The sequence below is a fragment of the Paenibacillus sp. yr247 genome, assembly GCF_900103825.1.
Lineage (GTDB): Bacteria > Bacillota > Bacilli > Paenibacillales > NBRC-103111 > Paenibacillus_E.
The window spans coordinates 21,091-47,667 of sequence record NZ_FNIF01000008.1 but is presented as its reverse complement, the minus strand read 5'-3'; the positions used below and the strand labels follow the sequence as shown (position 1 = coordinate 47,667).

Annotated in this window: 35 protein-coding genes; 31 read left to right on the top strand and 4 right to left on the bottom strand. The window is 44.6% G+C overall.

Annotation, left to right across the window (positions count from 1 at the left end):
• Positions 1-4: 4 nt before the first annotated feature.
• From spoIIIAG to BLT91_RS15820, 20 genes are all read left to right on the top strand, one after another.
• Complete coding sequence (spoIIIAG, locus tag BLT91_RS15915) at positions 5-643, top strand: stage III sporulation protein AG (RefSeq protein ID WP_090822857.1); 639 nt, start codon at positions 5-7, stop codon at positions 641-643.
• Positions 644-677: 34 nt separating this feature from the next.
• The gene (locus BLT91_RS15910) at positions 678-1,469 is read left to right on the top strand and encodes a SpoIIIAH-like family protein (protein WP_090822602.1); all 792 of its coding nucleotides are present in this window, start codon (positions 678-680) and stop codon (positions 1,467-1,469) included.
• Positions 1,470-1,624: 155 nt separating this feature from the next.
• The gene (gene accB, locus BLT91_RS15905) at positions 1,625-2,116 is read left to right on the top strand and encodes an acetyl-CoA carboxylase biotin carboxyl carrier protein (RefSeq protein WP_090822600.1); all 492 of its coding nucleotides are present in this window, start codon (positions 1,625-1,627) and stop codon (positions 2,114-2,116) included.
• A 107-nt stretch (positions 2,117-2,223) separates the two neighbouring features.
• Positions 2,224-3,582 carry an acetyl-CoA carboxylase biotin carboxylase subunit gene (accC, locus tag BLT91_RS15900; protein ID WP_090822598.1) on the top strand — a complete coding sequence of 453 codons (1,359 nt, stop codon included), beginning with the start codon at positions 2,224-2,226 and terminating at the stop codon, positions 3,580-3,582.
• Positions 3,583-3,750: 168 nt separating this feature from the next.
• Entirely contained in the window at positions 3,751-4,164 is a 414-nt protein-coding gene (locus BLT91_RS15895; RefSeq protein WP_090822596.1) for an Asp23/Gls24 family envelope stress response protein, read from the top strand.
• Between the two features lie 88 nt (positions 4,165-4,252).
• On the top strand, positions 4,253-4,813 hold the full coding sequence (amaP, locus tag BLT91_RS15890) for an alkaline shock response membrane anchor protein AmaP (RefSeq protein WP_090822594.1): 561 nt from the start codon (positions 4,253-4,255) through the stop codon (positions 4,811-4,813).
• A gap of 14 nt (positions 4,814-4,827) precedes the next feature.
• The gene (locus BLT91_RS15885; protein WP_175532327.1) at positions 4,828-5,055 is read left to right on the top strand and encodes a DUF2273 domain-containing protein; all 228 of its coding nucleotides are present in this window, start codon (positions 4,828-4,830) and stop codon (positions 5,053-5,055) included.
• A gap of 140 nt (positions 5,056-5,195) precedes the next feature.
• Positions 5,196-5,654 carry a transcription antitermination factor NusB gene (gene nusB, locus BLT91_RS15880; protein ID WP_090822592.1) on the top strand — a complete coding sequence of 153 codons (459 nt, stop codon included), beginning with the start codon at positions 5,196-5,198 and terminating at the stop codon, positions 5,652-5,654.
• 139 nt (positions 5,655-5,793) lie between these two features.
• Positions 5,794-6,660: a bifunctional methylenetetrahydrofolate dehydrogenase/methenyltetrahydrofolate cyclohydrolase FolD gene (gene folD / locus BLT91_RS15875; RefSeq protein ID WP_090822590.1), complete on the top strand. Its 867-nt coding sequence runs from the start codon at positions 5,794-5,796 to the stop codon at positions 6,658-6,660.
• An 8-nt stretch (positions 6,661-6,668) separates the two neighbouring features.
• Positions 6,669-8,039, top strand: a complete 1,371-nt coding sequence (xseA, locus tag BLT91_RS15870) for an exodeoxyribonuclease VII large subunit (protein ID WP_090822588.1) — start codon at positions 6,669-6,671, stop codon at positions 8,037-8,039.
• A complete protein-coding gene (xseB, locus tag BLT91_RS15865; RefSeq protein ID WP_090822586.1) occupies positions 8,026-8,280 on the top strand; it encodes an exodeoxyribonuclease VII small subunit in 255 nt (84 codons plus the stop codon). The genes xseA and xseB overlap by 14 nt, the downstream gene beginning before the upstream one ends.
• 49 nt (positions 8,281-8,329) lie before the next feature.
• Positions 8,330-9,187 carry a polyprenyl synthetase family protein gene (locus BLT91_RS15860; protein WP_175532337.1) on the top strand — a complete coding sequence of 286 codons (858 nt, stop codon included), beginning with the start codon at positions 8,330-8,332 and terminating at the stop codon, positions 9,185-9,187.
• Between the two features lie 106 nt (positions 9,188-9,293).
• Positions 9,294-11,180 carry a 1-deoxy-D-xylulose-5-phosphate synthase gene (gene dxs / locus BLT91_RS15855; protein ID WP_090822581.1) on the top strand — a complete coding sequence of 629 codons (1,887 nt, stop codon included), beginning with the start codon at positions 9,294-9,296 and terminating at the stop codon, positions 11,178-11,180.
• Positions 11,181-11,217: 37 nt separating this feature from the next.
• Complete coding sequence (locus tag BLT91_RS15850; protein ID WP_090822580.1) at positions 11,218-12,048, top strand: TlyA family RNA methyltransferase; 831 nt, start codon at positions 11,218-11,220, stop codon at positions 12,046-12,048.
• A gap of 104 nt (positions 12,049-12,152) precedes the next feature.
• Positions 12,153-12,605, top strand: coding sequence for a hypothetical protein (locus BLT91_RS15845; protein WP_090822578.1), 453 nt, complete (start codon positions 12,153-12,155; stop codon positions 12,603-12,605).
• Positions 12,606-12,607: 2 nt separating this feature from the next.
• The gene (gene argR, locus BLT91_RS15840; protein WP_090822576.1) at positions 12,608-13,057 is read left to right on the top strand and encodes a transcriptional regulator AhrC/ArgR; all 450 of its coding nucleotides are present in this window, start codon (positions 12,608-12,610) and stop codon (positions 13,055-13,057) included.
• Positions 13,058-13,072: 15 nt separating this feature from the next.
• On the top strand, positions 13,073-14,800 hold the full coding sequence (gene recN, locus BLT91_RS15835; protein ID WP_090822574.1) for a DNA repair protein RecN: 1,728 nt from the start codon (positions 13,073-13,075) through the stop codon (positions 14,798-14,800).
• A gap of 117 nt (positions 14,801-14,917) precedes the next feature.
• Entirely contained in the window at positions 14,918-16,258 is a 1,341-nt protein-coding gene (gene spoIVB, locus BLT91_RS15830) for a SpoIVB peptidase (RefSeq protein ID WP_090822572.1), read from the top strand.
• Between the two features lie 233 nt (positions 16,259-16,491).
• Positions 16,492-17,286, top strand: coding sequence for a sporulation transcription factor Spo0A (gene spo0A / locus BLT91_RS15825; protein ID WP_090822570.1), 795 nt, complete (start codon positions 16,492-16,494; stop codon positions 17,284-17,286).
• Positions 17,287-17,546: 260 nt separating this feature from the next.
• Positions 17,547-17,774, top strand: a complete 228-nt coding sequence (locus BLT91_RS15820) for a helix-turn-helix domain-containing protein (RefSeq protein ID WP_090822568.1) — start codon at positions 17,547-17,549, stop codon at positions 17,772-17,774.
• 134 nt (positions 17,775-17,908) lie between these two features.
• Here the strand turns inward: BLT91_RS15820 and BLT91_RS15815 are convergent, their stop codons facing one another.
• The gene (locus BLT91_RS15815; RefSeq protein WP_090822566.1) at positions 17,909-18,004 is read right to left on the bottom strand and encodes a YjcZ family sporulation protein; all 96 of its coding nucleotides are present in this window, start codon (positions 18,002-18,004) and stop codon (positions 17,909-17,911) included.
• Between the two features lie 310 nt (positions 18,005-18,314).
• On the opposite strand from BLT91_RS15815, the gene BLT91_RS15810 reads away from it, so the two are divergent.
• The 3 genes from BLT91_RS15810 to BLT91_RS15800 all read left to right on the top strand — a co-directional run bounded on the left by BLT91_RS15810 (position 18,315) and on the right by BLT91_RS15800 (position 20,259).
• A complete protein-coding gene (locus tag BLT91_RS15810) occupies positions 18,315-19,403 on the top strand; it encodes an MBL fold metallo-hydrolase (RefSeq protein ID WP_254776976.1) in 1,089 nt (362 codons plus the stop codon).
• A gap of 101 nt (positions 19,404-19,504) precedes the next feature.
• On the top strand, positions 19,505-19,930 hold the full coding sequence (locus BLT91_RS15805) for a hypothetical protein (RefSeq protein ID WP_090822564.1): 426 nt from the start codon (positions 19,505-19,507) through the stop codon (positions 19,928-19,930).
• A gap of 98 nt (positions 19,931-20,028) precedes the next feature.
• Positions 20,029-20,259 carry a hypothetical protein gene (locus BLT91_RS15800; protein ID WP_090822562.1) on the top strand — a complete coding sequence of 77 codons (231 nt, stop codon included), beginning with the start codon at positions 20,029-20,031 and terminating at the stop codon, positions 20,257-20,259.
• Between the two features lie 156 nt (positions 20,260-20,415).
• On the opposite strand, the gene BLT91_RS15795 is transcribed toward BLT91_RS15800, so the two are convergent.
• Entirely contained in the window at positions 20,416-20,682 is a 267-nt protein-coding gene (locus BLT91_RS15795) for a hypothetical protein (protein ID WP_090822560.1), read from the bottom strand.
• Positions 20,683-20,787: 105 nt separating this feature from the next.
• Here BLT91_RS15795 and BLT91_RS15790 point away from each other — a divergent pair, with 105 nt between their 5' ends.
• Positions 20,788-21,042 (top strand): hypothetical protein, encoded by a 255-nt coding sequence (locus tag BLT91_RS15790; RefSeq protein WP_090822558.1) that lies wholly within the window; start codon positions 20,788-20,790, stop codon positions 21,040-21,042.
• 318 nt (positions 21,043-21,360) lie between these two features.
• A complete protein-coding gene (locus tag BLT91_RS31655; protein WP_254776975.1) occupies positions 21,361-21,543 on the top strand; it encodes a hypothetical protein in 183 nt (60 codons plus the stop codon).
• A 79-nt stretch (positions 21,544-21,622) separates the two neighbouring features.
• Here the strand turns inward: BLT91_RS31655 and BLT91_RS15785 are convergent, their stop codons facing one another.
• Complete coding sequence (locus BLT91_RS15785; protein ID WP_090822556.1) at positions 21,623-21,811, bottom strand: hypothetical protein; 189 nt, start codon at positions 21,809-21,811, stop codon at positions 21,623-21,625.
• A gap of 130 nt (positions 21,812-21,941) precedes the next feature.
• Between BLT91_RS15785 and steA the strand changes: the two genes are divergently transcribed.
• The 5 genes from steA to BLT91_RS15765 all read left to right on the top strand — a co-directional run bounded on the left by steA (position 21,942) and on the right by BLT91_RS15765 (position 24,694).
• Positions 21,942-23,096 (top strand): putative cytokinetic ring protein SteA, encoded by a 1,155-nt coding sequence (gene steA, locus BLT91_RS15780; RefSeq protein ID WP_090822554.1) that lies wholly within the window; start codon positions 21,942-21,944, stop codon positions 23,094-23,096.
• The gene (locus BLT91_RS15775) at positions 23,080-23,823 is read left to right on the top strand and encodes a glycosyltransferase family 2 protein (protein WP_254776974.1); all 744 of its coding nucleotides are present in this window, start codon (positions 23,080-23,082) and stop codon (positions 23,821-23,823) included. The genes steA and BLT91_RS15775 overlap by 17 nt, the downstream gene beginning before the upstream one ends.
• On the top strand, positions 23,793-24,104 hold the full coding sequence (locus tag BLT91_RS15770) for a hypothetical protein (RefSeq protein ID WP_090822552.1): 312 nt from the start codon (positions 23,793-23,795) through the stop codon (positions 24,102-24,104). The genes BLT91_RS15775 and BLT91_RS15770 overlap by 31 nt, the downstream gene beginning before the upstream one ends.
• A 32-nt stretch (positions 24,105-24,136) precedes the next feature.
• Positions 24,137-24,322, top strand: coding sequence for a hypothetical protein (locus tag BLT91_RS30720; protein WP_141225001.1), 186 nt, complete (start codon positions 24,137-24,139; stop codon positions 24,320-24,322).
• 174 nt (positions 24,323-24,496) lie between these two features.
• On the top strand, positions 24,497-24,694 hold the full coding sequence (locus BLT91_RS15765; RefSeq protein WP_090822550.1) for a hypothetical protein: 198 nt from the start codon (positions 24,497-24,499) through the stop codon (positions 24,692-24,694).
• A gap of 16 nt (positions 24,695-24,710) precedes the next feature.
• Here the strand turns inward: BLT91_RS15765 and BLT91_RS15760 are convergent, their stop codons facing one another.
• A complete protein-coding gene (locus BLT91_RS15760) occupies positions 24,711-24,968 on the bottom strand; it encodes a DUF2627 domain-containing protein (RefSeq protein WP_090822548.1) in 258 nt (85 codons plus the stop codon).
• A 171-nt stretch (positions 24,969-25,139) separates the two neighbouring features.
• Here BLT91_RS15760 and lpdA point away from each other — a divergent pair, with 171 nt between their 5' ends.
• Positions 25,140-26,564, top strand: coding sequence for a dihydrolipoyl dehydrogenase (lpdA, locus tag BLT91_RS15755; protein ID WP_090822546.1), 1,425 nt, complete (start codon positions 25,140-25,142; stop codon positions 26,562-26,564).
• Positions 26,565-26,577 lie beyond the last annotated feature (13 nt).

The following is a 26,577-nucleotide window of genomic DNA, read 5'->3' as shown; positions in this document are numbered from 1 at the left end:
ATCGATGGGAACATTGCTGCAATGGATGGAGCAAAAATTCGGCGGAGGTCCGGGAGGACCCAAGCGTAAGAACACTCTCCTATGGGTCGTTATAATTGGACTTTTGGGAGCTGCGCTGATGATTATGAATGCATTTATGACTGTAAAAGAAGTTGATCCCATCAATGCGGGCAGAGCCTCTCCGCCACCTAGCAAAGAAACATTTCTCGGCAGCACAACCAAGGAAAATTCTGCCTTTCACGATTATGAAGTGGCCTATCAAACACAGTTGAAAGATATTTTACAAAAAATTGTCGGCGTAGGCGACGTTGAAGTGCTCGTTACAATTGAATCGACGGAAGAAATGACAGTCGACAAAAATTATAATGACAATCAGCAAATGACGACAGAACGCGACAATGGCGGGGCGACTCGGAATATATCCCAGGTAACGCGGAGTGGTGAAGTGGTTGTCTATCAGGTGTCAGGTGACCAGAAACCGCTTGTGCTCAAATACATTAAACCGAAGATCAGAGGGGTCATCGTTGTCGCTAAAGGCGCCGAGAATCTCACTGTGAAGAAAATGATTACAGAAGCGGTTGAGCGAGGACTTGATGTCCCAACCCATCGCATCTCTATTTTACCCCGCAAAACAGGTCAATGATAAGATGTAATCCAAAATTGAGGAGGAATATTCAATGAACGCGAAAAGACAAACAATTTGGCTCGTATCTATGCTTAGCTTAATGGTGGTACTTTCCGCCTATTATCTGTTCACTGAGGATGTAAACAAGGTAAATAAGCTTGATTTAGCGTCAACAAAAACGATCGATAAAGCACAAGAAGTGAAGATTGATATGAGCCAGGTTGATCCTGCAAATGCTGCGAAAACAGATGTGAAAGCGACGACAAACGCAGATACAAAAGTCGATACAAAAGCTGTAACTCCGCAAAATTCAACAAAAACAGACGTGAAAACAGATATGAAAACAGGCGTGAAAACAGACACGAAAACAGACACGAAAACAGACGCGAAAACATCAACAACGTCTGATGCATCTAAAACAACAAAACCAAGCACGGCCAAAACGGATGATCAGGTTCTAAAACAAGTGGAAGAACAAGCGAGAACGACATCTGCTAGCGACTACTTCACGAATGAGCAAATGAAACAAAGAGATTATTTTAGCAAAACTTCTTCCGATTTAATGGAAATTATTATTGATGCGAAGAAGACACCGGAAGCTGTTGCTAAAGCGACGAACGACTTATCGAAACTGACAGATATTCAAGAAAAAGTAGAAAATTTGCAAGATGTTCTCATGAAAGATTTCCCGCAAGCCATTATTAATCAAGATGGAAACAAGTGGAAAGTAACCGTTCAAAGCGATAAATTGGAGAAAAGTCAAGGCGTAACTATCGTAGATATGGTTGTGAAAGAGCTCGGTGCAGCCCCAGAAAATATCAAGATTCAATACGTACGTCCTTAGTATAAAAAGATATGACCGCCTATTGAGGATGGCGATGGAAAGGGTCCGGACAAACTGGACTCTTTCCATTTCTTGCGTTTATAGGTATAATACATACGTTGCGGCTATGAAACCGCATTTTTTACTGGTTCACCAACTTTGAAGGAGTGACATGAATGTTCAAATTGAGTGAAATCAAAGAGTTGATCAAACTCGTCGATCAATCCTCTTTACAAGAACTTGAAATCGAAAATGAAGGTGCGCGTCTTTCTATTCGCAAGCCGAATAAAACTGAGCCAGTATACGTAACGGCTCCCGTACAACACACTTATGCTCCTATCGGTCAAGCAAGCATTGCTAACACAGCTGCTGCATTCGAAGCCTCTATACCTGCGACTACCGGACATGCTAAGCAAGAGGACTCATCTTTACATAAGATAGTTTCACCGATGGTAGGAACTTTCTATCAGTCTGCTTCCCCTGGCTCTGCTCCTTTCGTAAGTGTTGGCTCCAAAGTAGGCGATAAAACTGTCGTCTGCATTGTAGAAGCAATGAAATTGATGAATGAAATCGAGGCTGAATTTAAAGGTGAAATCATTGAAGTACTCGTAGATAACGGCCAGCTTGTTGAGTACGGACAACCTTTATTTTTGGTAAGACCGGAGTAAGCGCGTTTTAAGCTTATGCTTTTATGACGCCAGTTTTGTTCTAGCAAAACTCCGTCCACGCTTACGATGCAAGTTTTCCTAACGGAAAACTCTTAGGAGGAAAAACAATGAAATTTCAAAAAATCCTAATAGCGAACCGAGGAGAAATAGCTGTTCGTATTATTCGAGCTTGTCGTGAGCTTGGTATTTACACTGTGGCTGTTTATTCGGAAGCAGACCGTGAAGCGCTGCATGTGCGTCTAGCCGACGAAGCCTATTGTATTGGGCCAACTGCATCCAAGGACAGTTATTTGAACTTCACGAACCTGATGAGTGTTGCCACACTGACAGAGTGTGATGCCATTCATCCCGGCTATGGGTTTCTAGCAGAAAATGCGGACTTCGCAGAAATTTGCGAAAGCTGTAATATTACTTTTATCGGTCCATCCCCGGATGCCATTAGCCGCATGGGCGATAAAGCGGTTGCAAAGCAAACGATGAAAGAAGCTAGAGTGCCGATCATTCCAGGTTCAGACGGTTTGGTTGAGAACATTGAAGACGCAATCGTCATTGCTAGAGATATCGGATACCCTATCATCATCAAAGCAACTGCTGGCGGTGGCGGTAAAGGTATTCGTATTGCCGAGAACGAGGAAACACTCGTACAGCAGATTACGGCAGCGCAGCAAGAAGCTCAAAATGCTTTCGGTAACGCTGGTATTTATTTGGAAAAATATTTAACAGGTATGAAGCATGTTGAGATTCAAATTATTGCTGACAAACATGGTAATGTTGTTCACTTGGGTGAACGTGATTGTTCCGTTCAGCGTCGTAGACAGAAGCTCGTTGAGGAAGCACCTTGTCCGATTCTGACTACTGAAACTCGTACAGCGATGGGGCAAGCGGCCGTTCGGGCAGCGAAAGCCGTAAATTATTCCGGCGCAGGAACACTTGAATTTCTACTTGGTCCAGACGGTAATTTCTACTTCATGGAAATGAATACAAGAATTCAAGTTGAGCATCCCGTAACTGAAATGATTACAGGGATCGATATTATCCAAGAGATGATTCGTGTCGCAGAAGGTAATCCGTTATCTTTTGCACAAGAGGACGTTCGTATCAATGGATGGGCTATCGAATGCCGTGTGAATGCAGAGGATCCGAATCGGAACTTCATGCCTTCTGCGGGTCAAGTGAAATTTTACTTGCCGCCAGGTGGTTTTGGCGTTCGAGTCGATAGCGCCGTATATCCAGGTTACACTATTCCGCCTCACTATGATTCCATGATTGCAAAGCTCATTGTTTGGGGAAGTACGCGAGAAGAAGCGATTGCCCGCATGAAAAGAGCGCTCACCGAGTTCGCGGTTGATGGTGTAAGCACAACGATTCCATTCCATTTGAAGCTGCTTGAGCACAAGAAATTTATCAAAGGTGACCATGATATTAAATTCTTGGAAGAGCATGATGTAAACGATTCCGATTCGTAGAGACAAACATTTGTCATATTTTTGGTGAAATGGTATAGTAATAAATTAAGATAGCCTATCCAAAAAAAGGATTAAGCTAGAGTATTTACGATGCAAGTTTGTTTCACAAACTCAGTTTATGCTTACGACGCCAGTTTTGCTGGCGCAAAACTCTAAGGAGGTGCCACAATGAGCACAATCGCTCCGGATTACGTCAAAACAGACATGGGCAGCATCCAAATTGCCCCCGAGGTTATCGAAATCATTGCCGGATTGGCAACGGTGGAAGTGCAAGGAGTAGCGGGGATGAGTGGCGGGTTAGCTGGCGGCATTGCTGAATTGCTTGGACGCAAGAATTTGTCCAAAGGCGTAAAGGTAGAAGTCGGACAACGTGAAGCAGCCATTGACGTCTCCATTATTATTGAATATGGTAATCGAATTCCTGAGGTTGCTAGCGACATTCAACAAAATGTGAAGCAAGCGATTGAATCGATGACGGGACTCCACGTAGTTGAAGTCAATGTTCATATTCATGATGTTCATTTTAAACAGGCAGATAAACCGGTTGAAGAAGAAACAGCAGCTGCCCATCGAGTAAAATAGGCGGAATTGCTGTATCCATATGGATCAATTGAAACCCCCTACAGGTTGCAGGGGGTTTCCTCTAACTATTGGAAGGGGACAAGCTTACGTGGGTAAAATTGTGGATAGGCTCTTGTTGCTTCTCTATAGCCTAATTATTTTCGTTGCTTCTATCGTTATATTGTTCACTGCTTCGAGCTGGATCCCTCTAGAACAAGCAGGTCAAACGCTGAATAATTTTTATTTCGAGAAAAATTATGCGTACCCGGGGATTATTGTTAGCTTGATCATGCTTCTAATTTCTGTTCGGTTTCTTATTTTATCGCTGCGCCGCGGTCGTTCTCAAGCGCCATCTATCGACCAACGGACTGATTTCGGTGATATTCGCATCTCGATAGAAACCGTTGAGAATTTATCTTTGAAAGCTGCTGGACGTACGAAAGGCGCCAAAGATCTCCGTGCGCGTGTAAGGGTGAATCAATCCGGTCTGGAGATTACGATTAGAACGATTGTGGATGGGGAAAGTTCGATTCCTGAACTTACTGAAGACATGCAAAGTACTGTGAAAAGTTACATCGAAGATATTACCGGCATTCCTGTAGCTTCCGTAACCGTATTCGTAGCGAACATCGTGCAATCAGCCCCAACATTTAAAAGCCGAGTCGAATAGAGGTGAACCCACTCATGTGGAATGAGCTATGGGAGTTTCATAGGGGCAAAGTGATCGGAGTGGCAGCAGGGGTTTTCTTCGGCTTCATTTATTTATTTTTTGGTTTTTGGAATATGCTGATCTTTGGATTCATTGTTCTCTTAGGATTTTATGTTGGGAACAAATTAGATCGTAAGGAAAGTTTCGTCATGCTTGAAGACATTTGGCGCTATCTCACGCAAAAATGGAGAATGTTTCGCTAAAATCCCTGGTTCAACCATGGATTTTTTTGTTTGGATTCATTCCAATATGACGTATACTAACAGAAAGAGCTTTAAAGGGTGATTGACATAAATGAATGCTTACGAAGTTAGTTTTGTACGAAAACTTTAGGAGGACCACAATGAAACGCAGAGTTGCACGAGAAATAGCTGTACAAAGCCTATACCAAATCCAGATGAATGAGGCCACGCCTCAGGAGGCTGTCAAAACCGCGATTCATGAAGCAGAGAATGACAATGAAACGCAGTTGGATTTTTACGGAGAAAAAATTGACCCCGCCTACATTTATGAGCTGGTCGAGGGAACATACAGTAACAAAGTTAGAATCGATGAGCTTCTTGAGGAGTATTTAAAAGGTTGGGCAATGGAAAGGCTCTCACGGATTGACCGTGAAGTTTTGCGTTTGGCTGTATATGAAATGCTGTACAGAGATGATGTTCCACCTAAAGTTGTCGTGAATGAGGCCATCGATCTGGCCAAGCACTATGGCACGGAAGAGTCCGGTAAGTTCGTAAACGGTGTTCTTGGTAAAATGATTAAAGAAGTTGACGATTTAAAGAGCAAGGTAACTCCGTCTTAATTAACATTGAATATTCAACCATTCCTATATAGCTATAGTTGAAACACTTAGTTAGGCTTATGCAGCAAGTTTTCTGTAAAAACGCTATGTTAAAGCTTACGAAATAAGTTTTCTACGAAAACTCTGAGGGGGAAATAACATGTCTGGACAAGTTATTAATGGGAAAGAATTGGTAAGTTCCATTCGTGAGGAAATTAAGGCGGATGTAGCAGCACTTTCGGCACAAGGCAACCAGCCAGGTCTAGTTGTTGTCATCGTGGGAGAAGACGCAGCTTCACAGGTTTATGTAAGAAATAAAGCGAAAGCTTGCGATGATGTAGGTATTTATTCCGAAGTACATCGTTTGCCTGAAAATACGACCCAACAGGAGTTAATTGCACTCATCCATAAATTCAATAGTGACAATCGAATTAACGGTATTCTAGTTCAATCACCGCTGCCTAAGCATATCAATGAAGAAGCCGTTGTGGATGAAATTGATCCGCTCAAGGACGTGGATTGTTTTCACCCAATCAATGTCGGTAATTTAATGATAGGTAAAGACGGGATGAAGCCTTGTACACCTCATGGTGTCATTGAGATTCTGAAACGCATAGGTGTAGAAATAGCTGGCAAACATGCTGTAGTGGTAGGAAGAAGCAATATTGTTGGAAAACCAATGGCGATGCTGCTTCTACGTGAGCATGCGACAGTATCGATTGTTCATTCACGTACACCGAATATGGAAGAAATCACAAAACAAGCCGATATTCTCGTTGTTGCTGTGGGCAAAGCGCATTTGATTAAAGCACATCACGTGAAACCGGGTGCTGTTGTTATTGATGTAGGGATGAACCGTCCTGCTGATGGTAAGCTGACGGGGGATGTTGATTTTGAAGCGGTTAAAGAGATTGCGAGTGCAATCACTCCCGTACCAGGTTGCGTAGGCCCAATGACCATTACCATGCTGCTTCGCAACACGGTTGATGCAGCTGGCCGCGCAGCTAAAGCGAATGTGAGCGTTTAACAGGGAGTATGGCGAGAAACGATACGAAGATCTTATCTGTCAAGGATTTGAACCGATATATTAAATTACTGCTGGAAGGCGACTCCCGTCTTCAGGATGTTTGGGTTCGCGGGGAAATCTCTAACTTCACACATCATTCCAGCGGTCATATGTATTTTACGCTTAAGGATGCCGATGGCAGGCTTAAAAGCATTATGTTTGCTTCACATAACCAGAAGCTCGGTTTTATGCCAAAAGAGGGAACGAAAGTGATCGCTCGCGGAAATATTTCCGTATATGAACGAGACGGAGCTTATCAGTTCTATGTGACTGCGATGCAGCCGGATGGTATCGGCAGTTTATATATGGCCTTCGAGCAGCTCAAGAAAAAGCTCGAAGGAGAAGGGCTGTTTGCGGCGGAGCGCAAGAAACCGATTCCTCGGTTTCCGCGTGCGATCGGCGTGATCACGTCACCGACGGGGGCCGCCATTCGTGATGTCATTATCACGCTTCAGCGGCGCTTCCCTTCGGTTCAGATTCTCCTGTACCCCGTGCTGGTACAGGGGGCGCAAGCGGCACCTTCGATCGTTAAGGCGATCGAAGCCATGAACAGGCTCGGTGAAGCCGATGTGCTCATCGTGGGCCGCGGAGGCGGCTCGCTAGAGGAGCTCTGGGCGTTCAACGAGGAAGCTGTTGCGAGGAGCATCGCGGCCTCCGCGATTCCCGTTATCTCGGCCGTCGGGCACGAGACGGACTTTACGATCGCGGACTTCGTCGCCGATCTCAGAGCGCCGACGCCTACGGCGGCGGCCGAGCTCGCAGTGCCTAGCCGCCTCGAGCTGAAGCAGCAGCTTTCGCAGCTAGCGCAGCGGCTGCACTATGGGCTGCTCCAGCAGCTGCGCCGCAAGCAGGAACGATTGGAGCGCGCGAAGCGCTCCCCGTTCCTGACGAACCCCCGCAGGCAGCTGCTAATGCAGCCTGCTGAGCGGCTTGACCGGCTTGCGGAGCAGCTCGGTTACCGCATGCGCCAGCGCGTAGCACGGCTGGCGGAGCGGCACATGAAGCTGGAGCGCAGCTTATCCAGCTTCAATCCAAAAGAGCAGGCCGTGTTCGCGAAGCGGCGCTTGGAAACCTCCAAGCGGCAGATGCTCACGGCCATGCAGACCCTCCTGCGCGCGAAGAAGCAGGAGTGGCAATCCGGCGTCCGTCATTTGGACGCCCTCAGCCCGCTAAAGGTCATGCAGCGGGGCTACAGCTTGGCGTACGACGAACAAGAACAGCAGCTCATTCGTTCCGTCTCCCAAGTGAAGGTTGGGGATTTCGTGAAGATTCGCCTCAAAGACGGCAGGTTGAATTGTCAAGTATCGGGGATGGAGGAGAACAAAGATGTCAACGAGTGAAACTGAAGTTAGCTTTGAACTGGCCATTGAGCAGTTGGAACGCATTGTTGCCCAATTGGAAAGCGGTGACGTACCATTGGAGAAAGCGATTGAGCTGTATCAGGAAGGCGTTCGGCTCTCCCATCTGTGCGGTGTGAAGCTTGAACAAGTGGAGAAGAAAATTGAGATGCTGGTTGAAGGGGAAGCAGGCACTGTGAGCAGGAAGCCTTTCCAACCTGTCTTGGAAGATAAGGGGAATTAGGTTGAATACGACGTCCACAATCAGTGAATATATAACTTCTCATGCAAACATGGTTGAAGCGGCATTAATACAAGCGCTGCCTGCGGCCTGGAATGTTCCTGGTTCTCTTCGTGAGTCCATGAACTACTCCTTAATGGCTGGAGGCAAGCGATTGCGGCCCATCCTGGTGCTAGCAGCGGCAGAGGCACTTGGAGGCTCTAAGTTGGCGGCGCTGCCGGTCGCTTTGGCGATTGAGATGGTCCATACCTATTCTTTGGTTCATGATGATCTTCCTGCGATGGATAATGATGATTATCGCAGAGGAAAGCTGACCAATCACAAGGTATATGGTGAGGCTATGGCCATACTAGCAGGGGATGCACTGCTGACACAAGCGTTTTATAGTATTACGCAAGCCCACAAAGGTCACGGCATTCCAGCAGAACGTGTGCTGGCCATCACCGAAGAACTCGCCATGTATGCAGGTGCTAGGGGCATGGTTGGCGGTCAAGCTGCTGATATGCTTGGGGAGCAAGGGCTTACAAAGCTTGAAGAATTAGAGTTCATTCACCTGCATAAAACGAGTGATCTTATTGTATTTTCCTTGCGAGCCGGTGGTTATATTGCCGGTGCAACGGATGCTCAGCTAACCGCGCTCAGTGATTTCGGTAATGCGATTGGCCTTGCTTTTCAAATTCAAGATGATATTTTGGATATTATCGGAGATGAGAAGAAGCTCGGTAAACCAGTGAAGAGTGACGAGAAGCAGCAGAAGGTAACTTATCCCTATTTTATAGGGATTGAGGCTTCGGAACAAAAGGTCAAGGAATTGACGAAACAAGCCAAAGAAGCGCTGCTTCAGGCAAACATTGCTAATCCTGAGAGGCTGCTGCAGCTAGCTGATTACTTAATGCAAAGGGATCATTAAAGCAACTTAATTTGTTCCTTCGCTGTGCGGTTTTACACGATTTACCCAAAACTATGATATAATGGTGAAATCTTAGCATTTTCACATTGAAAGTGAGGAAACAAGCGTGCTGCTCGAACAAATCAATCGGCCTGAGGACTTGAAACGGTTATCCTTGACGGAGCTTGAGACATTGGCTGGTGAAATCCGTCAGTTTCTTATTGAAAAGCTGTCCGTTACAGGCGGACACCTCTCCTCGAACTTAGGTGTGGTTGAGCTCACCATTGCTTTACATACCTTGTTCCACAGCCCCTATGATAAATTGCTTTTTGATGTGGGTCATCAAGCTTACGTACACAAAATTTTGACGGGTCGCAAAGATAAATTTGATACATTGCGTAAATACAAAGGCTTGTGTGGGTTTATTAAGCGTTCTGAAAGTGAACATGACGTCTGGGAAGCTGGGCACAGCAGTACTTCCTTATCCGCAGCTATGGGAATGGCATTGGCTCGAGATTTGAAAGGCGAGCATAACAAAGTTGTTGCGATCATCGGAGATGGTGCAATAACAGGCGGTATGGCTTTAGAAGCGATGAATCACATTGGTCACGAAAAGAAAAATATTATGGTCATTCTGAATGACAATGAAATGTCCATTGCGCCCAATGTCGGGGCTATTCATAATTATTTAAGCAAAATTCGTTCCGATCGTCATTATTTGAAAGCCAAAGAAGAAGTCGAACATTTACTGAAGAAAATTCCTGCCATCGGCGGTACGCTGGCCAAAACAGCGGAGAAGCTGAAGGACAGTCTCAAATATTTTGTTTTGAACGGAGTTTGGTTTGAAGAGCTGGGCTTCACCTATATGGGACCTGTTGACGGACATAATTTACCCGTTTTGATGGATACACTCAAACAGGCTGAGAAAGTGATCGGACCTGTTCTTGTGCATGTAATTACAACCAAGGGGAAGGGTTACACACCCGCAGAGCAGGATTCTCATAGTTGGCATGGCCCTGGACCTTACAAGATTGAATCGGGCCAGGTGCTCAAATCGGTTGGTTCTCCGATGTATACAGAGGTTTTTGGCAATACATTGATTGAACTGGCAGAGAAGGATTCCCGCATTATCGCAGTAACACCTGCTATGCCAGGAGGTTCTGGCTTACTGAAGTTTGCTAAGCAGTTCCCGAATCGCATGATTGACGTTGGAATTGCAGAACAGCATGCCGCCACGTTATGCGCAGGTCTTGCAAGCGAAGGACTAAAGCCAATCTTTGCGGTATATTCCACGTTCCTGCAAAGAGCTTACGACCAAGTTGTGCATGATATTTGCCGTCCGAAGCTGAATGTCACCTTTGCCATTGACCGTGCTGGATTCGTTGGTCCTGATGGTGAAACACATCAAGGGGTGTACGATATTGCTTTTATGCGTACACTGCCAAACATGGTGCTGATGATGCCTAAGGATGAGAAAGAACTTCGGAATATGATGCAGACAGCTCAGGAATATAACGACGGTCCCATTGCGTACCGTTACCCACGTATTAGTGGCACTGGAGCGAATATCGAAGAGGCACCGAAGGCAATTCCGATCGGAACCTGGGAGACCTTGCGTGAAGGCGATTATGCCGCTGTGCTAGCTGTCGGCCCGATGGTGCAGGTTGCCGAAGAGGCAGCGGAACAATTAGCGAAAGAAGGTATCAACCTTCGTGTTGTGAATGCACGGTTTATCAAACCGCTTGATGAAGACTATTTACTCCAATTAGCTGGTGAATCGCTGCCGATAATCACAATGGAAGAAGGTTCAATCCAAGGCGGACTCGGAAGCGCAGTTTTAGAATTTTACGCAAGCAAAGGTGTGGTGGGATCACCTGTCCATTTGATGGGAATTCCGGATTACTTCGTTGAACATGGAACCGTTAAACAGCAGCGTGAGGAAGTTGGTCTTACTTCACAAAACCTTATAGCTGAAGTGAAGAAGCTAGTGCCACGTAAACGACAAAGGGCATAGGCAAAGGCACTATACGAATAGGAGTAAACACATTCTAATGTCATCGGATAAAGAACGATTAGATCTATTGCTCCTCGAGCAAGGTTATTTCGAAAGTAGAGAAAAAGCAAAGGCCGCCATTATGGCTGGCCTTGTTTTTGCTGATGAAGAACCAGTAGATAAAGCGGGTATGAAGATCAGCAGGAAGGCCGTGCTTAAAGTCAAAGGCGCGCTTCATCCGTATGTAAGTAGAGGCGGGCTTAAGCTTGAAAAGGCATTGAAACAGTTCGACATTGATTTAAATGGCGCTGTTATGCTGGATATTGGAGCCTCTACTGGCGGATTTACGGATTGTGCACTGCAAAATGGTGCTTCTTTGGTGTATGCTGTCGATGTTGGCTATAATCAATTAGACTGGTCGCTTCGGAATGATGAGCGCGTCCATGTTATGGAGAGAACGAATTTCCGCTACACGAAAATGGAAGATTTGAACGGTCCACGTCCTACATTTGCAAGTATAGATGTATCCTTCATTTCACTGCGAATTATTTTGCCTCCTCTCAAGGAGATTTTGTTGGATCAGGGAAGTGTTGTTGCCCTTATTAAACCGCAGTTCGAAGCAGGCAGAGAGAAAGTTGGCAAATCCGGCGTTGTACGCGATCCAGAGGTGCATGTAGACGTACTGACCACGGTATTATCCTTTGCAGAGGAGCTTGGTTTCCGTTTGAAGGGGTTGACGTACTCACCAATTACCGGTGGGGAAGGGAATATTGAATTCCTTGCCTATTGGTCAAGTAACTCTGAGGCTGCTTCTCTTATTGGCGCATCTTCGATGAAAGCATTAGCTGCGGACACCGTCAAAGAAGCCCAAAAATTGCATGGCAAATAAACTCATCTTTGAGAACGCCTTTTTGCGGCCCAAAGATGGGTTTTTTCACTTCATAAAAAGGATTTTCGGAGTAAATCCTCGAATACTATGGCGAGGTGAGGGACATGGAGAACGGCGATGTCACAGTCATTTTATTAATTCTAATTATGGTTGTAGGTTATCTCATTTGGCGAATCCAAAGATGGCTAGACAGATCGACTCAGAAACGAATGAGGATCCCGAGGCAGTCAGATATCCCACAAGACGAAGTTGTGGAGCTACTTGAGGGCGCAGGCTTCGATGTGCTTGCCGGTAAAACCAAAATTCCTATCACCATGACCATTAACGACAGAGAGCAGTTGGAAAGTCGGTTATTTATCGACTATTTTGCCCAGAAAGAAGATCAAATTTATCTGGTAAAAGTAGCCAAGGAACGCAAACCGCTTGAGATGACAGGAAGCTCAGTTCGAGATATGCTGCTGGCTTATAGTCTGATTTATCCAGAAGCTGGCGGGGTGCTTTATGTAGATATGGCGCTGAACAAAATCAAAAAAATCACATTTCATATAGAGGTGTAAGCATGAAAGGTCAAAGGCATGTAAAAATCAGGGAGATTATCACAAATCACGAGATTGAGACACAGGATGAATTGGTGGAGTCCCTTCGGGCAGCGGGTTTTCATGTTACACAGGCGACGGTATCCCGCGATATTAAAGAACTTCATCTGATTAAAATTCCCCTGGATGATGGCAGATATAAATACTCGATGCCGGCTGACCAGCGCTTTAATCCGATGCAAAGGCTGCGCAGGGCTTTGAGTGACCATTTTGTAAGTATTGATAACACAGATAATCTTGTTGTCATGAAATGTTTGCCGGGTACTGCGAACACCATATGTGCACTTATAGACAATTTAGAGTGGAGTGGTGTCATGGGGACAATTTGCGGCGATGATACGATTCTCGTTATTTGCCGCGGCAATGAGAATAGCGTTATTTTTGTGAATGAAGTTATGTCGTTACTATCTTAATGCCAGGAGGAACACATGCTTACAGAACTTTCGATTCGTAATTTGGCCGTTATTGAACATGTACATATTCGTTTCAAAGCTGGATTTCATGTTCTAACAGGTGAAACAGGTGCAGGTAAATCAATCATTATTGACGCTCTTACGCTCATTGTTGGCGGTAGAGGTTCTTCGGAACTTGTCCGATATGGGGCAGATAAAGCAGAGATTGAAGCAATGTTCGAGCTGCCAGCCATGCATCCAGTTTGGCATACGCTTACAGAACTCGGCATTCAAGCTGATTCAAGTGAGCATTTGGTTATACGTAGAGAAATCACGGCTACAGGTAAAAGCTCCAGCCGTATAAATGGTCAGCTTGTTAACTTGACAATGCTGCGGAAAACGGGGGAGTGGTTAGTTAATATTCATGGTCAGCATGAACATCAATCCCTGTTGAATGTAGACGAGCATATTGATTCTCTGGATTTATTCGGTGATTCCGAAATTGAGACTGCTAAGAAGACCTATCAAGCTGCTTATGACCAATATATGAAGCTCCAGAAAGACCTGCGTGAGCTCCAAGAAACGAGCAAGCAGGCGCTTCAAATGCTAGATTTATACCGCTTCCAAATCGATGAAATTTCTGCTGCAAAGCTCAAAATTGGCGAAGATGAAACATTGGCGGAAGAGAAACGTAAGCTGGCTAATGCAGAAAAACTATATCAAAGCTCTTCTGAGGCATATGATTTCCTCTATGCTACGAATCGCGGTTTAGATGCCGCAGGAAAGGCTATTTCCAGATTGCAGGATATCGTGCAGCTTGATCCTACAAAGCTTAGCCCTCTTCTCGAACAGGCGCAGTCTGCTTATTATCAAATGGAGGATGCGGCTTACCAACTGCGTGACTATCGAGATGGCATTGAATTTAACTCATCCCGATTGGATTTTATTGAACAAAGATTGGATACGATCACGTCTTTGCGTCGTAAATATGGAGAAAATATAAAAGAGATATTAGCTTATGTGGATAAAATAAAACAAGAAGTCGATACCATTGAAAATAAAGACGAGCATATTCGTAACTTGGAAGATAAGCTTGCCACCTTGGAGAAACAGTTGGGAGTGTCGGCTTTGGATCTCTCCAATCTCCGCAAAGGGATCGCTCAACAGTTGGCCGTTCAAATCGAGCATGAGCTTCGTGACCTGCAGATGGAACGCACACAGTTCCGTGTGCAGGTTGAACAGACACTGGATGAGCGTGGGATCGAGGTTGAAGGGAACAAAGTGCGTTACTCACGTCAAGGGATCGATCAGATTGAGTTCCTGATGGCACCGAATCCAGGTGAACCGTTACGAGGTCTCAGCAAAATTGCATCTGGCGGGGAGCTCTCAAGGATAATGCTTGCGATGAAAACTATTTTTGCACGTATTGATCAAATTCCTGTACTTGTTTTTGATGAAGTCGATACAGGTGTAAGTGGACGCGCGGCGCAATCTATTGCTGAGAAAATGTCTATATTATCTACAAGCTGTCAAGTTTTCTCGATTACACATTTACCTCAAGTCGCTAGTTTTGCTGATGTTCATTTCTATATTCGTAAGGAAGTAGATCAAGAAAGAACGTTCACACGCGTTCAAGATATGCCTGATTCTGGGCGAATTGAGGAATTGGCTCGCATGCTTGGCGGGGTAGAAGTGACTGAAACCACCCTGCATCATGCTGGGGAAATGCTTGCCATGGCAAGAAATAAGAAATCAAGGGCATGAAAGTATAGATAGTCATCATTTTCAGTTATAAAACAGTGAGAGTGAGGTTAACTTATAGGTACGCATTTGACGACGTTGATCGTCAGGGCTCAAGATGTGTGAAGGAGCGTGAAGATATTGCAATCCAGCAAAAGAAAAAGATTGTTCGGACTCCTGCTCGTCTTCTTCGTTTGTATGGTAAGTTTGTCTCCGCCTTTTCAAAGCTTTGCCTCCTTCCCTCAGGAACTTCGCTTATTCAGCGGGCAGGGGAAGCAGCTTCAATTAACAATGCCGGTCAGCGCCCAAGTAACGGTCAAAGATACGGACATTGTAAAAGTGAACGGCAATGCCAAGCACTCATTTCAAGTTAATCTCAACGAACCCATTTCTTTGCAATCCGATCATTCTGGGCAAACAGAAATGAAGCTCAAGCTGTTCGGTGCAATCCCAATCAAGACAGTTAAAGTCAATGTAGTACCCGATTTGAAAGTCATCCCGGGTGGTCAAACGATCGGTGTGAAAATTAAGTCTGCCGGTATTTTGGTCGTAGGTCATCATTTAGTAACAGTTGCCCCCGACCAAAAAGTTTCACCTGGTGAAGAAGCGAAAATTCAAGTCGGTGATTTAATTACAAAGATTAATGGCAAAGATTCGAAAGATGTAAGTAAGGTTGCTGACCTCGTTGCCAAATCTGGTGAGAGCAAAACACCACTGGAGCTAAAAATTCTTCGTAACAACGAAGAGATTGCTGTAAAACTTCAGCCTGTCTACGACGTTGTAGATAAGTCCTATCGCTTAGGCCTTTATATACGCGATTCAGCTGCAGGTGTGGGCACCTTAACCTTCTACGCGCCTGATCAAGGCGTATACGGAGCACTGGGACATGTTATCACCGATATGGATACCCAAACGCCAATCATCGTTGGTGACGGCGATATTGTGTACTCCAATGTAACGTCGATTTCTAAGAGTCACAATGGAGATCCTGGTGAGAAGCATGCTACCTTGTACAAAGACAGTAAAGTGATAGGTAATATTGAAAAAAACACGGCTTTCGGTATCTTCGGAAAAATGTATGCTGCGCCTGACCACAGCTTGGACAAAGAAGCCATTCCTGTTGCTTTCGCTGAAGAAGTGAAAGAAGGCCCAGCCCAAATCTATACCGTTGTGGAAGGACAGAAGGTCGAGAAGTTTGACATTCAGGTTGTTCATGTATCCAAACAAGATTTTCCTGGAACAAAGGGCATGGTGATTAAAATCACAGATCCAAGATTATTAGATAAAACAGGCGGAATTGTTCAAGGGATGAGCGGCAGTCCCATTATCCAGAATGGTAAATTAATTGGTGCTGTCACACATGTGTTTGTCAATGATCCTACAAGTGGCTATGGCTGTTTCATTGAGTGGATGCTTCAGGATTCAGGCATTATCCTTAGACCTTCTTCAGGAGGCTCTTACAAAGAATCAAAGGCGAGTTAAAAGCCTTTGATTCTTTATTTTATTTTAACCTCATTCTACAAGGGAATACCCATTTGGCTTGATTTTGTCGAAAAATGTAGGATGTAGAAGATAAATATAATATTATATAAGAAAGTCAATTAAAAGAAAAGAAAAATAATATTCGACAGAAGGAATTTAAGTTAGGGTGTCGAATACCTTTACTTAAGAGAGAAATTACAAACTTGTACTAGTAGCTAAAGGAGGATTTTAAGTTGCAAAAAATTCAAGTATTGCTAGCAGACGACAATCGTGAGTTTACCCATTTATTATCAGAGTTTATTGGTGAGCAAGAGGATATGGAAATTGTGGGAGTGTCGTACAACGGTAACGAAGTTCTTCGTTTTCTCGAACAACAACGGGAACTGCCGGATGTACTCATTTTAGATATTATTATGCCTCACTTGGATGGTCTGGGTGTACTTGAGAAAATGCGTGAGATGAATCTTCCTTCACAACCGAAAATCATCATGCTAACTGCTTTTGGGCAAGAAAACATCACTCAAAAAGCTGTACAACTTGGAGCCTCTTATTACATATTGAAGCCTTTTGATATGGAAACGTTAACGAATCGTATTCGCCAGCTTGTTGGCAGCAATCAAACATCGTCTACAACTTCCACGACCCGTGCAAATGTTGTACATATGCCAAAAGGTAAAAATTTAGATGCGAATATCACAAGCATCATACATGAAATCGGAGTTCCTGCGCATATTAAAGGGTATCAATATCTTCGCGAAGCGATTACGATGGTCTACAACAATATCGAAATTCTCGGAGCTATCACCAAAACGTTGTACCCTGCTATCGCTGAAAAGTACAAAACAACACCTAGCCGCGTTGAGCGTGCAATAAGGCATGCGATTGAAGTCGCATGGACGCGCGGCAACATTGATTCGATTTCGTTCATTTTTGGATATACGATTAACATCTCAAAGTCAAAACCAACAAATTCTGAATTTATCGCCATGGTGGCAGATAAACTTCGCATCGAACACAAGGTTTCTTGAGAGGGTTAGAATCTTTGTGTGGTAAAGGTTTTAAAGAGCTGGAAGTCCCTTGTTACCAGTTAGCGCAAATCGATAAACTTTGATTTCGAACCTATCAACTTTTCCCATCTCACCCAATAAACCTTATGGTTTGTTGGGTGTTTGTATATAGGCTCTTCTGATTTTGCGGATACTCTTGGAATGAGTGTGCATGAATTTTCTAATTAAGTGGTAGAATAGGGTGCATATCGGAGAATGAATGATTCGGAGGATACCAGCATATGAAATATGATCTCGGTCGTTGCCTGCTTAGTGAACGATTACATGAATCCGGCATGACCGTTGAAGACCTTGCACAAACATTGCTTTACAAACCAGAGCGGTTAATCGACTTTGTGGAAAACAAGAGAATCATGCCGCTTAAGTCTGCCATATCCATTGCTGACACCCTAGGGTGTGATGTGAATGATCTATACGAATTAATCACGATTGAGGCTAATGTGCATTAACTAGTTATATATCAAAAAGGGCGCTCTGCTCAGCGCGTTCTTTTTCAATTTTATTATTTCGCCATAAGGCAGCCAGACAAATGTCAGGAAGACTACCTAAGTGACTAGGTAGTCTTCCTGTATTTGTTTTAGAATTACCAAACAAAAGCGCTAGTGATAATTACCAGTAAAATGAAAAGTACTAAAATTGCTGCTGAAGAAGTATAACCTACGCCAGGTGCACAACTCATCCGAATCAACCTCCAACTGATATTGGTTTTGTGTTTCGAGATAGCTTATGACTATTTTTAAGGAATGTTTGGGCAAATTGACTGATTGTGCTATTGTCCCTAATGTGGTGAAAAAAAATGTGTCTTTCTTTGATTTAAATGGAGACTTTTCCAGGCTGAAAAATCAGGAATGTTAATAAAATCTTGGAACCACACGATGAACATTTACGTTATTACATCTAGTCAATTAATTTTCAAAGATAATACTTCGAATATAGGCATTGAAAAATTAAAAGACTAATCCATAAAGTTTAAGCTTGGGGGCGCGAAGTTGTTACTAATTTTGACAAGTATTGTTATTGGAATTGTGATTGTTTTTGTTCTATTTATGAACGTTTACCCGGTTTTTGGGCAAAAACCGTCGAAGGCGAAGGTGCAAGCATTCTCTCGTTCGTCTCAGTATGTTAATGGGAAATTCCAAAATCCTGTGCCTACGATGACGGATGGGAGCTTTAAAAAAACGATGGGTATATTGCTTGATTTCGCCAAAAGTAGTCCAAACCGTCGTCCTAAAAGGCCATTAGCGATGGAAACACCATCTTTGATAAAGGATTTGGAAACGAAAGTGACTTGGTTTGGCCATTCTGCTTCTTTAGTGGCGATTGAAGGGAAAGCCCTGTTATTAGATCCGATGTTTGGAAAAGCGCCTTCGCCATTTCCAAGGTTCGGTAAGGGAAGGTACAGTGGCGGGTTGCCTTTTGAAATTGCGCAGCTCCCTGTGATTGATGCTGTTCTTTTGTCACATGATCATTATGATCATTTGGATTATGGATCTATTATGAAATTAAAGCATAAAGTGAACAAGTTTCTTGTCCCGCTTGGGGTTGGAAGTCATTTGATCAGATGGGGTGTCCAGCCGGATAAGATCGATGAGTATGATTGGTGGGACGAGTTTACGTTTGAAGGACTCACATTAGCTTGTACTCCGGCTACGCACTTCTCGGGGAGAAGCATCACGGACCACGGGGCTACGTTATGGTGCTCGTGGGTGATAAAAGGAAAACAATCCAACATTTTTTTCAGTGGTGATAGTGGGTATGCGCCTCATTTCAAAGAAATTGGGCAAAAATATGGTCCATTTGATCTTACGTTGATGGAGTGCGGTCAATATGAAGAACGCTGGGCTGATATTCATATGATGCCGGAAGAAACGGTTCAAGCCCATATAGATGTGAGAGGAAAGCTGATGATTCCAATACATTGGGGAGCATTTACATTATCCCTGCACGACTGGTCAGATCCGGTGGAGCGTGCAACAAGGGCAGCACATGCCAACAATGTTCCAATCGCGACGCCGAAAATTGGTCAAACCGTCCTCTTACACGCGATGGAGTATCCTAAGGCAAATTGGTGGAAATAGCGGAGTTGACATCACGGGACGTATGGAACTGGATACTGGGTCGGCCTCATGGTATTATGGATAAGGCTGGTAGATAAGTGATCAGGAGAGTAGAAAAATCTATGGTTGAACAAAAAAGTGAACGAAAATTTCATTTTCTGGGTGTATTGCTTGGTGTAGCCGTTGATAATTCGGGTACGTTTTTATCGACTGCGTTAATTGGCAGTATATATTTTGCCAATCGCCCAGTGAATGAGCAGGATGTAAGTGTTATTTATTCGAATGTAGGTTTTTTACTTCTACTGTTGGTAGTTGGCTTGTTCTGGTCGTTTCTTGGCGGATACATCGCCGCTAAGGTTGCGAAGCGTGCTGAATATTTCAACGCGGCTTGTATTGGTGTCATTGGGGCAGCTATTGGATTTGATTCGATGTTAACCAATCATAGCATTCCGTTATGGTATGAGTTGATTGGCCTCTTCGTTATCGTACCGGTTACCTTATTAGGTGGATATTTGGCCTTGAAGAGGAAAACGGTGCCCTTAAAATGAATATGAGATCGTAAAAAAGAGACTCGGTGCTGCACCGGGTCTTAAATACGCAATAATAAGCACCATTACATTGCCAAATAAGTGAAAGGAACCTAACCATGCCTAAATATGCGAATTTGAGTACAGAAGCAACGGATTTTTTGCGTAAAAAAACGGGAAGCACTCAACTAGAATGCTATACCTATATTGACTCGGAGCGTGCAGAAGATAGTTTTTTTGTAGTAAAGACGAGCAATAAAGTGATTCATGTTTCTTTCGCCGAGATAACCTTTGAACCAAGCAGTTACCAGAGTTTGATGGAAGGGCTTTACCGAGCCATCTATGAATAAGTGGAGAGAGGGTCAAGACATTCGTTAGCAGCCGATTTTAAGAAGGTATCCCTACACTCGCTGGATCCGGTGGGTTTAAGTTTTACCGACAACGTCACAACTAATCATGAAACCCCTTAGCTTAGTAAGCTAGGGGGTTTCGTTCTGCATCATGTATTATTTTATGAGTGTTAAAGCTTGATCCGCAATGGAGTCTTTATAGCGGTCAAGGCAGTTGCAAAGGTAATCTTTGCGGCAGATCGGACATGGTTCTTTCATCAATCTATTCAAATCAGTCACTTTACCGATGCCGGTTTCGGAATCTCTCTCGAAGAAAAGGCGGCATTTGTTCCGGTCTTTTAGTGAGACGACGACTTCGAAAAGACCATTTTTTTTATTATCACTAACTATTGTTGCATCTACTACCTGCGGATCGTATGCCATAAGTAATTCCTCCTCAAACTAGCATGCCCTCATCTTTGTTAGCTTGGGTGCATTAGTATATTATATAAATAAAAAAGATTTTATTCAATAGGAGGACCTATACCAGTGATCATGGACTATTGCGAGCAGGAAATTGTCGAAGATAAGGTTCAACTTCACATCGGTCTTCAGTTCGAGGACGAGCCTGATTCCTTATATGTAGCGGAGCTTCAACTGAGTGATGATGGAATTGTGAGGGAGTGGAAGCTGTTCTTTAATGGGTTTGATTGCAGCTATATATTTCGTCCTGAGGAGAGAGAAGCATTAATCCGATTTGCAGCCGAACAAGGCGTAACGATCCATGAGAACAATGAAACATGAAAAAAGGAATCATCACCATGCGAATGGATCAAATTCCTTGATTTATGTTTATGAAGTTGTTTGGTTAGTAATGCTTTCCGTGTAGGCGTCTTTTTGGATACTGGATTCATTCCATGCCAATGTAAGCGTTGGATGGTGGGATCGAGCTTGCCTTCTCGTAAACAACGTTGTCGATTTTTTTGTGCTTGAGAGCGGGACATTTGTATTCCTCTTTTCATCTTATATTCGATGTTCTTCTTTATTGTAAATAATCAGTTGGTCAGCAGCAATGGAAAGTTTTCTTATAAATCATAGATTCAATTTCTTTAGAAAAGGGTGATGGCTTTGCGTATTCAAATTCAACTAGCCGTGTCTGGCGAAATGGTCAAACAGGATGTCCTTGAAATAGCAGAATATAAACTAGGTGAAATGACGGACGAAGAAATCGAAAGCGCGATTGAAATTAAAATCCGCACATGGGTAGATCGCACGGTGCAGGTTGAATGGGAAGTTCTTGAATAACGAAGTAAGGAACTTAATAAAAAGAGCTCCGAAGGCGGTTAATCCCTCTCGGAGCTTTTTATTTACGCACTTATGTATGTTAGTGAACGTTGTTGTTGTTGACTCCTGTCTTTTGCAAGGCATGCTCCCAACTTGGGTAGTAATACAGCGCGTTTTTCATTAGATCAGGATGCAGCTTCTTCACATTCTTTTTGGCTAGTGATTCCCCGGTGTTGTGAAGCTGCACAATTTGGCCTAACACTTCGTCTGCACTCATGTTTAGCTCCATGGATGTTTGGTCTCCTTTCCATAAGAGTATAACCCAATGCTTGCCATTTAAAGGGTAAATTATACATAGAATTTCATGGTAAAGGACAAAATAAGCCAATCATGAGACGAAAGGAAAGTCGGTGTCTATCATGAATTGGTCCTCGCTGTCATTGTTTTCATCTAAGCCGCTGCCTCTCTGCAAAGGGAAGATTAGCGTAGGCGCAATTACGAAAGTCTTACTGCGTGATTTGCCGCCAGGCAGAATCGTCGTTATTCAGCATCGTGACCTGGACGAAGTGGTTGCACAAGAGCTAATCGATCATAAAGTCAAGGCTGTCATTAATTGCCAGATTACGATGAGTGGCGCTTATCCGACCCAAGGTCCGCTTATGCTGCTTCAACAAAATATACCTATTTGGGAAGCGGAAGCCGCCATTTTCCAAGATTTCATACCGAATTCGGAAATTGTGATTTATGAAGATAGGATCATCTTGGAAGATCGGCACATTTCCTGTTCCGCGTTCACGCGTGAGAAATGGTTAAATTTGCAGCAGCTCGCGAATGATCAATCGACGAGGCTATTGGAGCAATTTATTGAAAATACGTTAACCTACGCGATGCGTGAGAAGAAAACTGTCATGGAGCCGCTGCCATTGTTATCTCTGAGAACGAATTTCGAGGGTAAACATGTATTGATTGTTTCCAGAGGGAAGGGTTACAAAAAGGATTTACTTGCTGCAAAAGCCTTTATCGCAGAGGTCAAGCCGATCCTCATTGGGGTAGATGGGGGAGCTGACGCACTGCTGGAATGCGGTTATCAGCCGCATATGATTGTTGGCGATATGGACAGTGTGACGGATCGAGCGCTTTCGTGCGGCGCGGAGTTAATCGTACATGCTTATCCAGATGGAACGGCACCAGGCTTGACTCGCACGAACGCTCTGGGAGTATTCGCCCATGTGCTGCCTTGTTTCGGGACAAGTGAGGATGCGGCGCTTTTACTCGCTTTTGAGAAGCGAGGTGAGTGGCTCGTCACAGTTGGCGCGCATACCCACATGATTGATTTTATGGAAAAAGGAAGGGAAGGCATGGGAAGCACGCTTCTAGTGCGGATGAAAATAGGGGCACGGTTGGTGGATATCAAGAGCATAGGTGTTTTTTATAAGAAGCCGTATGTATGGACGAAAGAGGCATGTTCGACTGTTTTTCTTTCGCTCTTTTTCATCGGATTGGGGCTTTTTCAATTGCACTGGATACTGAAACGGGTTACTCACGTCGTTTGGAAGCTTGGAGGTCAAGGATGAAGCCGTACCTTTCCATTATTATTCCTGTTTGGATGAAGCAGGCACAATTCAGCGAACCCTTCAACACCTACAGTGGCAGGCAGACCTCATATGGCCTAAGGCGCTGAGGTTTGAAATTATTGTTGTAGACGATGGAAGTGAGGATAACACTTATGAAGCCGCTTGGCCTTGGGTGGACAAGCTGGTGAGGCATGACCGCCGCCGTGGTAAAGGAGCGGCGATGCAGTCAGGTGTCGCCGAGGCGCGAGGCGACCTACTGCTCTTTCTTGACGCCGACCTGCAGGCTACAGCTGGAGAGGCGCTCGTCCTCATCGAGCCGCTGCTGCGGCACGAAGCGGACATGGCGATAGCGAAGCTGCCGCCGTCCGGCGCCAAAGCAGGCTTCGGCATGGCCAAGGGCTTAGCCCGCCGCGGTATTCACCGGCTCAGCGGCTATGAGACCGAAGCTCCCTTGTCCGGACAGCGCGCTGTGCGCGCTGATCATCTGCGGGAGCTAGGTAGGTTCGCGCGCGGCTTCGGCGTGGAAGTCGCGCTCACGATCGATGCGGCACGGCACGGCCTGCGCATCGTGGAGCTGGACGTGCCGATCTCTCACCGAGAAACGGGGAGAGATTGGCACGGGTTCATGCACCGCGGCAGGCAATTTGCAGCGATTGGCTTCACACTTCTGACTCGATTGAAGGAGAGGAAGCAGGTATGGTACTCATCGGATCGATCCTCGATCTGATTGTTCTTGGAGCGGCAGGACGGTGGCTGCTGCCTCACGTTCAGAAGTTTCTAGAGGTCCATGCTCAATTGGAGACGAATTATGCAGGCCGTTTGATTCCTCGCGGGCTGGGGATCGTTCTTTGGCTGCTTTTGTGGTTTCAGGAGCTTATTTTACAAGGGGCTGTGCGGCTAAATTCTTCTGGACTGATAGGTTCAATTCCGTTTGTCAGCTCTCTACGTACCTTTGAAACGAATAATCGGATGTATACCTTTGCAGCTATACAGTTATTTTCTTATTAGGCTGGACAGATGATTTAATAGGCAGCAAAGCCGTGAAAGGTTTAAGGGGCCATTATCGGTATTGGAAAGAAACCCATTCTTTTTCAATGGGAGCGGTTAAGGCGTTTGGAGCCCTAACTGTTGTGACGTGGCTTGTGATATCCGTACGGAACGGACAAACCCCCATCTGGCGGATGGGGGTTGAGCTTGTCCTGGTGATGCTTATGACGAATGCGTAGAATTTGTTTGACGTTCGTCCAGGGCGTTCATTAAAGGTTTTTTTGGGTGGTTCCATAACCGTTTTTTTACTTGGTTTGCTTTTTTTAGGTGTCAACATAAGCATGCTTTTTCCGATGATGCCAGTCTGTTTGGGAGGTCTTCTTTTATATGGGCCTGATATAGGGGGGCGCGGAATGCTCGGTGATGCCGGAGCAAATCTGCTCGGTTTTACCTTAGGTTATGGGGTTATCATGATCTTGCCTTGGGAGGCTCAAATCCTGATTGTTGTTATACTCAGCTATTTACATAAGTACGCTGAGGTGAGTTCCATAACGCAAATGATTGAAAGGAACCGATTCCTCAATTGGTTAGATCGTCTAGGCCGGACTTGAACGTTGAGAGTTCGGTCTATTTGCGGCGATTGGCTTTAAATCTTGGAGCGACATAATTCCGTTTGCGATCGCGGAAAAAGGTCCATCCTCCAATAAAAGCAACGCCTAAGAGGAATAAAATAAGGCCAAGTATAAATTTCCCCCAAAGGAAATGACCGTCCTCAGCGAATTGGGCAAAAAAAGCGTCTTTCATAGCAAGGAACCCATAGGTGGCTGTCAAACCGGGAATAACGAGAAGAAGAATAGCAATAAATCGATAAAATGGCGCTCTCATAGCTGCTCCTTACTTATACGGCTCATGTTTATTTCTATCATCATACTCCGAAACTGTTAGTGTGTCTAATTCACAAATAAGACTATGATTTAGGGCACGAAAAAGGGTAATATAATAGAGACAGGCGTATACATATGAGGTACCCAATGTTTAATAGGGAGGAAATACATAATGAGTGAACATAGATATGATGTCGTTGTCCTTGGCGGAGGGATTGGTGGATATACCGCAGCTATAAGGGCCGCGCAGCTAGGCAAATCAGTGGCCATTGTTGAAAGGGACAAGCTTGGAGGCACATGTTTACATCAAGGCTGCATTCCGAGTAAGGCTTTGCTTCGAAGCGCTGAAGTGTACGCAACAATGAAGAAAAGTGAGGACTACGGGATCACGGCAGGATCTGTTGAACTGAAGTTTGACAGCGTGATAGGTCGGAAACAACGTATTATTGATCAACTACATCAAGGACTGCAATTCCTGATGAAAAAGAATAAAATCACAGTCCATTTCGGGAATGGCCGCATTATTGGTCCTTCGATCTTCTCCCCTCGCAGCGGAGCGGTTTCCGTGGAGAAGGAAGATGGTGATATCGAGACGCTTCTATCAAGCAATTTGATTATTGCTACAGGATCCAGACCGCGCAGCTTGCCAGGTCTAACGATTGATGGAACGCATATTTTAACAAGTGAAGACGCTTTGCGTATGGAAGAGCTGCCGAAGTCGATCATCATTGTAGGCGGCGGTGTTATTGGTGTAGAATGGGCTTCTATGCTACGTGATTTCGGTGTAGAAGTGACCATAGTTGAGCTTGACAAACGGTTAGTGAGCTTAGAAGATTCAGACATCTCCAAAGAACTGGAGCGATTGTTTAAAAAACGTGGAATTAACCTTGTTACAGGAGCTAAAGTGCTGCCGGAATCCGTAAATGTGACAGAAGGTACTGTTACTTTACAAGTGGACAAACAAGGGGAAATGATTGAATTAACAGCGGATAAGGTACTTGTCTCTGTTGGACGCATAGCCAATATTGAAGGAATCGGACTTGAGAATACCGATATTAAAATAGATAAAGGTGTTATTCGTGTGAATCGGTTCATGCAAACGACAGAATCACACATCTATGCGGTTGGCGATGTAATTGGCGGTCTCATGCTGGCCCATATGGCTGGTCATGAAGGGATCTTGGCATCCGAACATATTGCTGGTCAATTACCACATGAACTGCAAGCACATCTTGTGTCAAGATGTACGTATACAAGGCCGGAGATCGCCAGCGTAGGTTGGACGGAGCAGCAAGCAGTTGACCAAGGGCATAAAGTGAAAATTGGAAAATTCAGCTTCAAGGGGATAGGGAAAGCTCTTGTATATGGAGATACGGATGGCTTCGTGAAGGTTGTAGCAGATAGTGAAACGAATGACATTCTTGGGGTTCACATGATTGGCCCGCATGTGACGAACAGTATAACTGAAGCTGCACTTGCCCAAGTCCTGAATGCGACACCGTGGGAAGTGGGACAAACCATTCATCCACATCCTACTTTGTCGGAAGCATTAGGAGAAGCGATGCTGGCTGTAGACGGGATTGCAATTAGCGGATAAAAATTGTAATCAT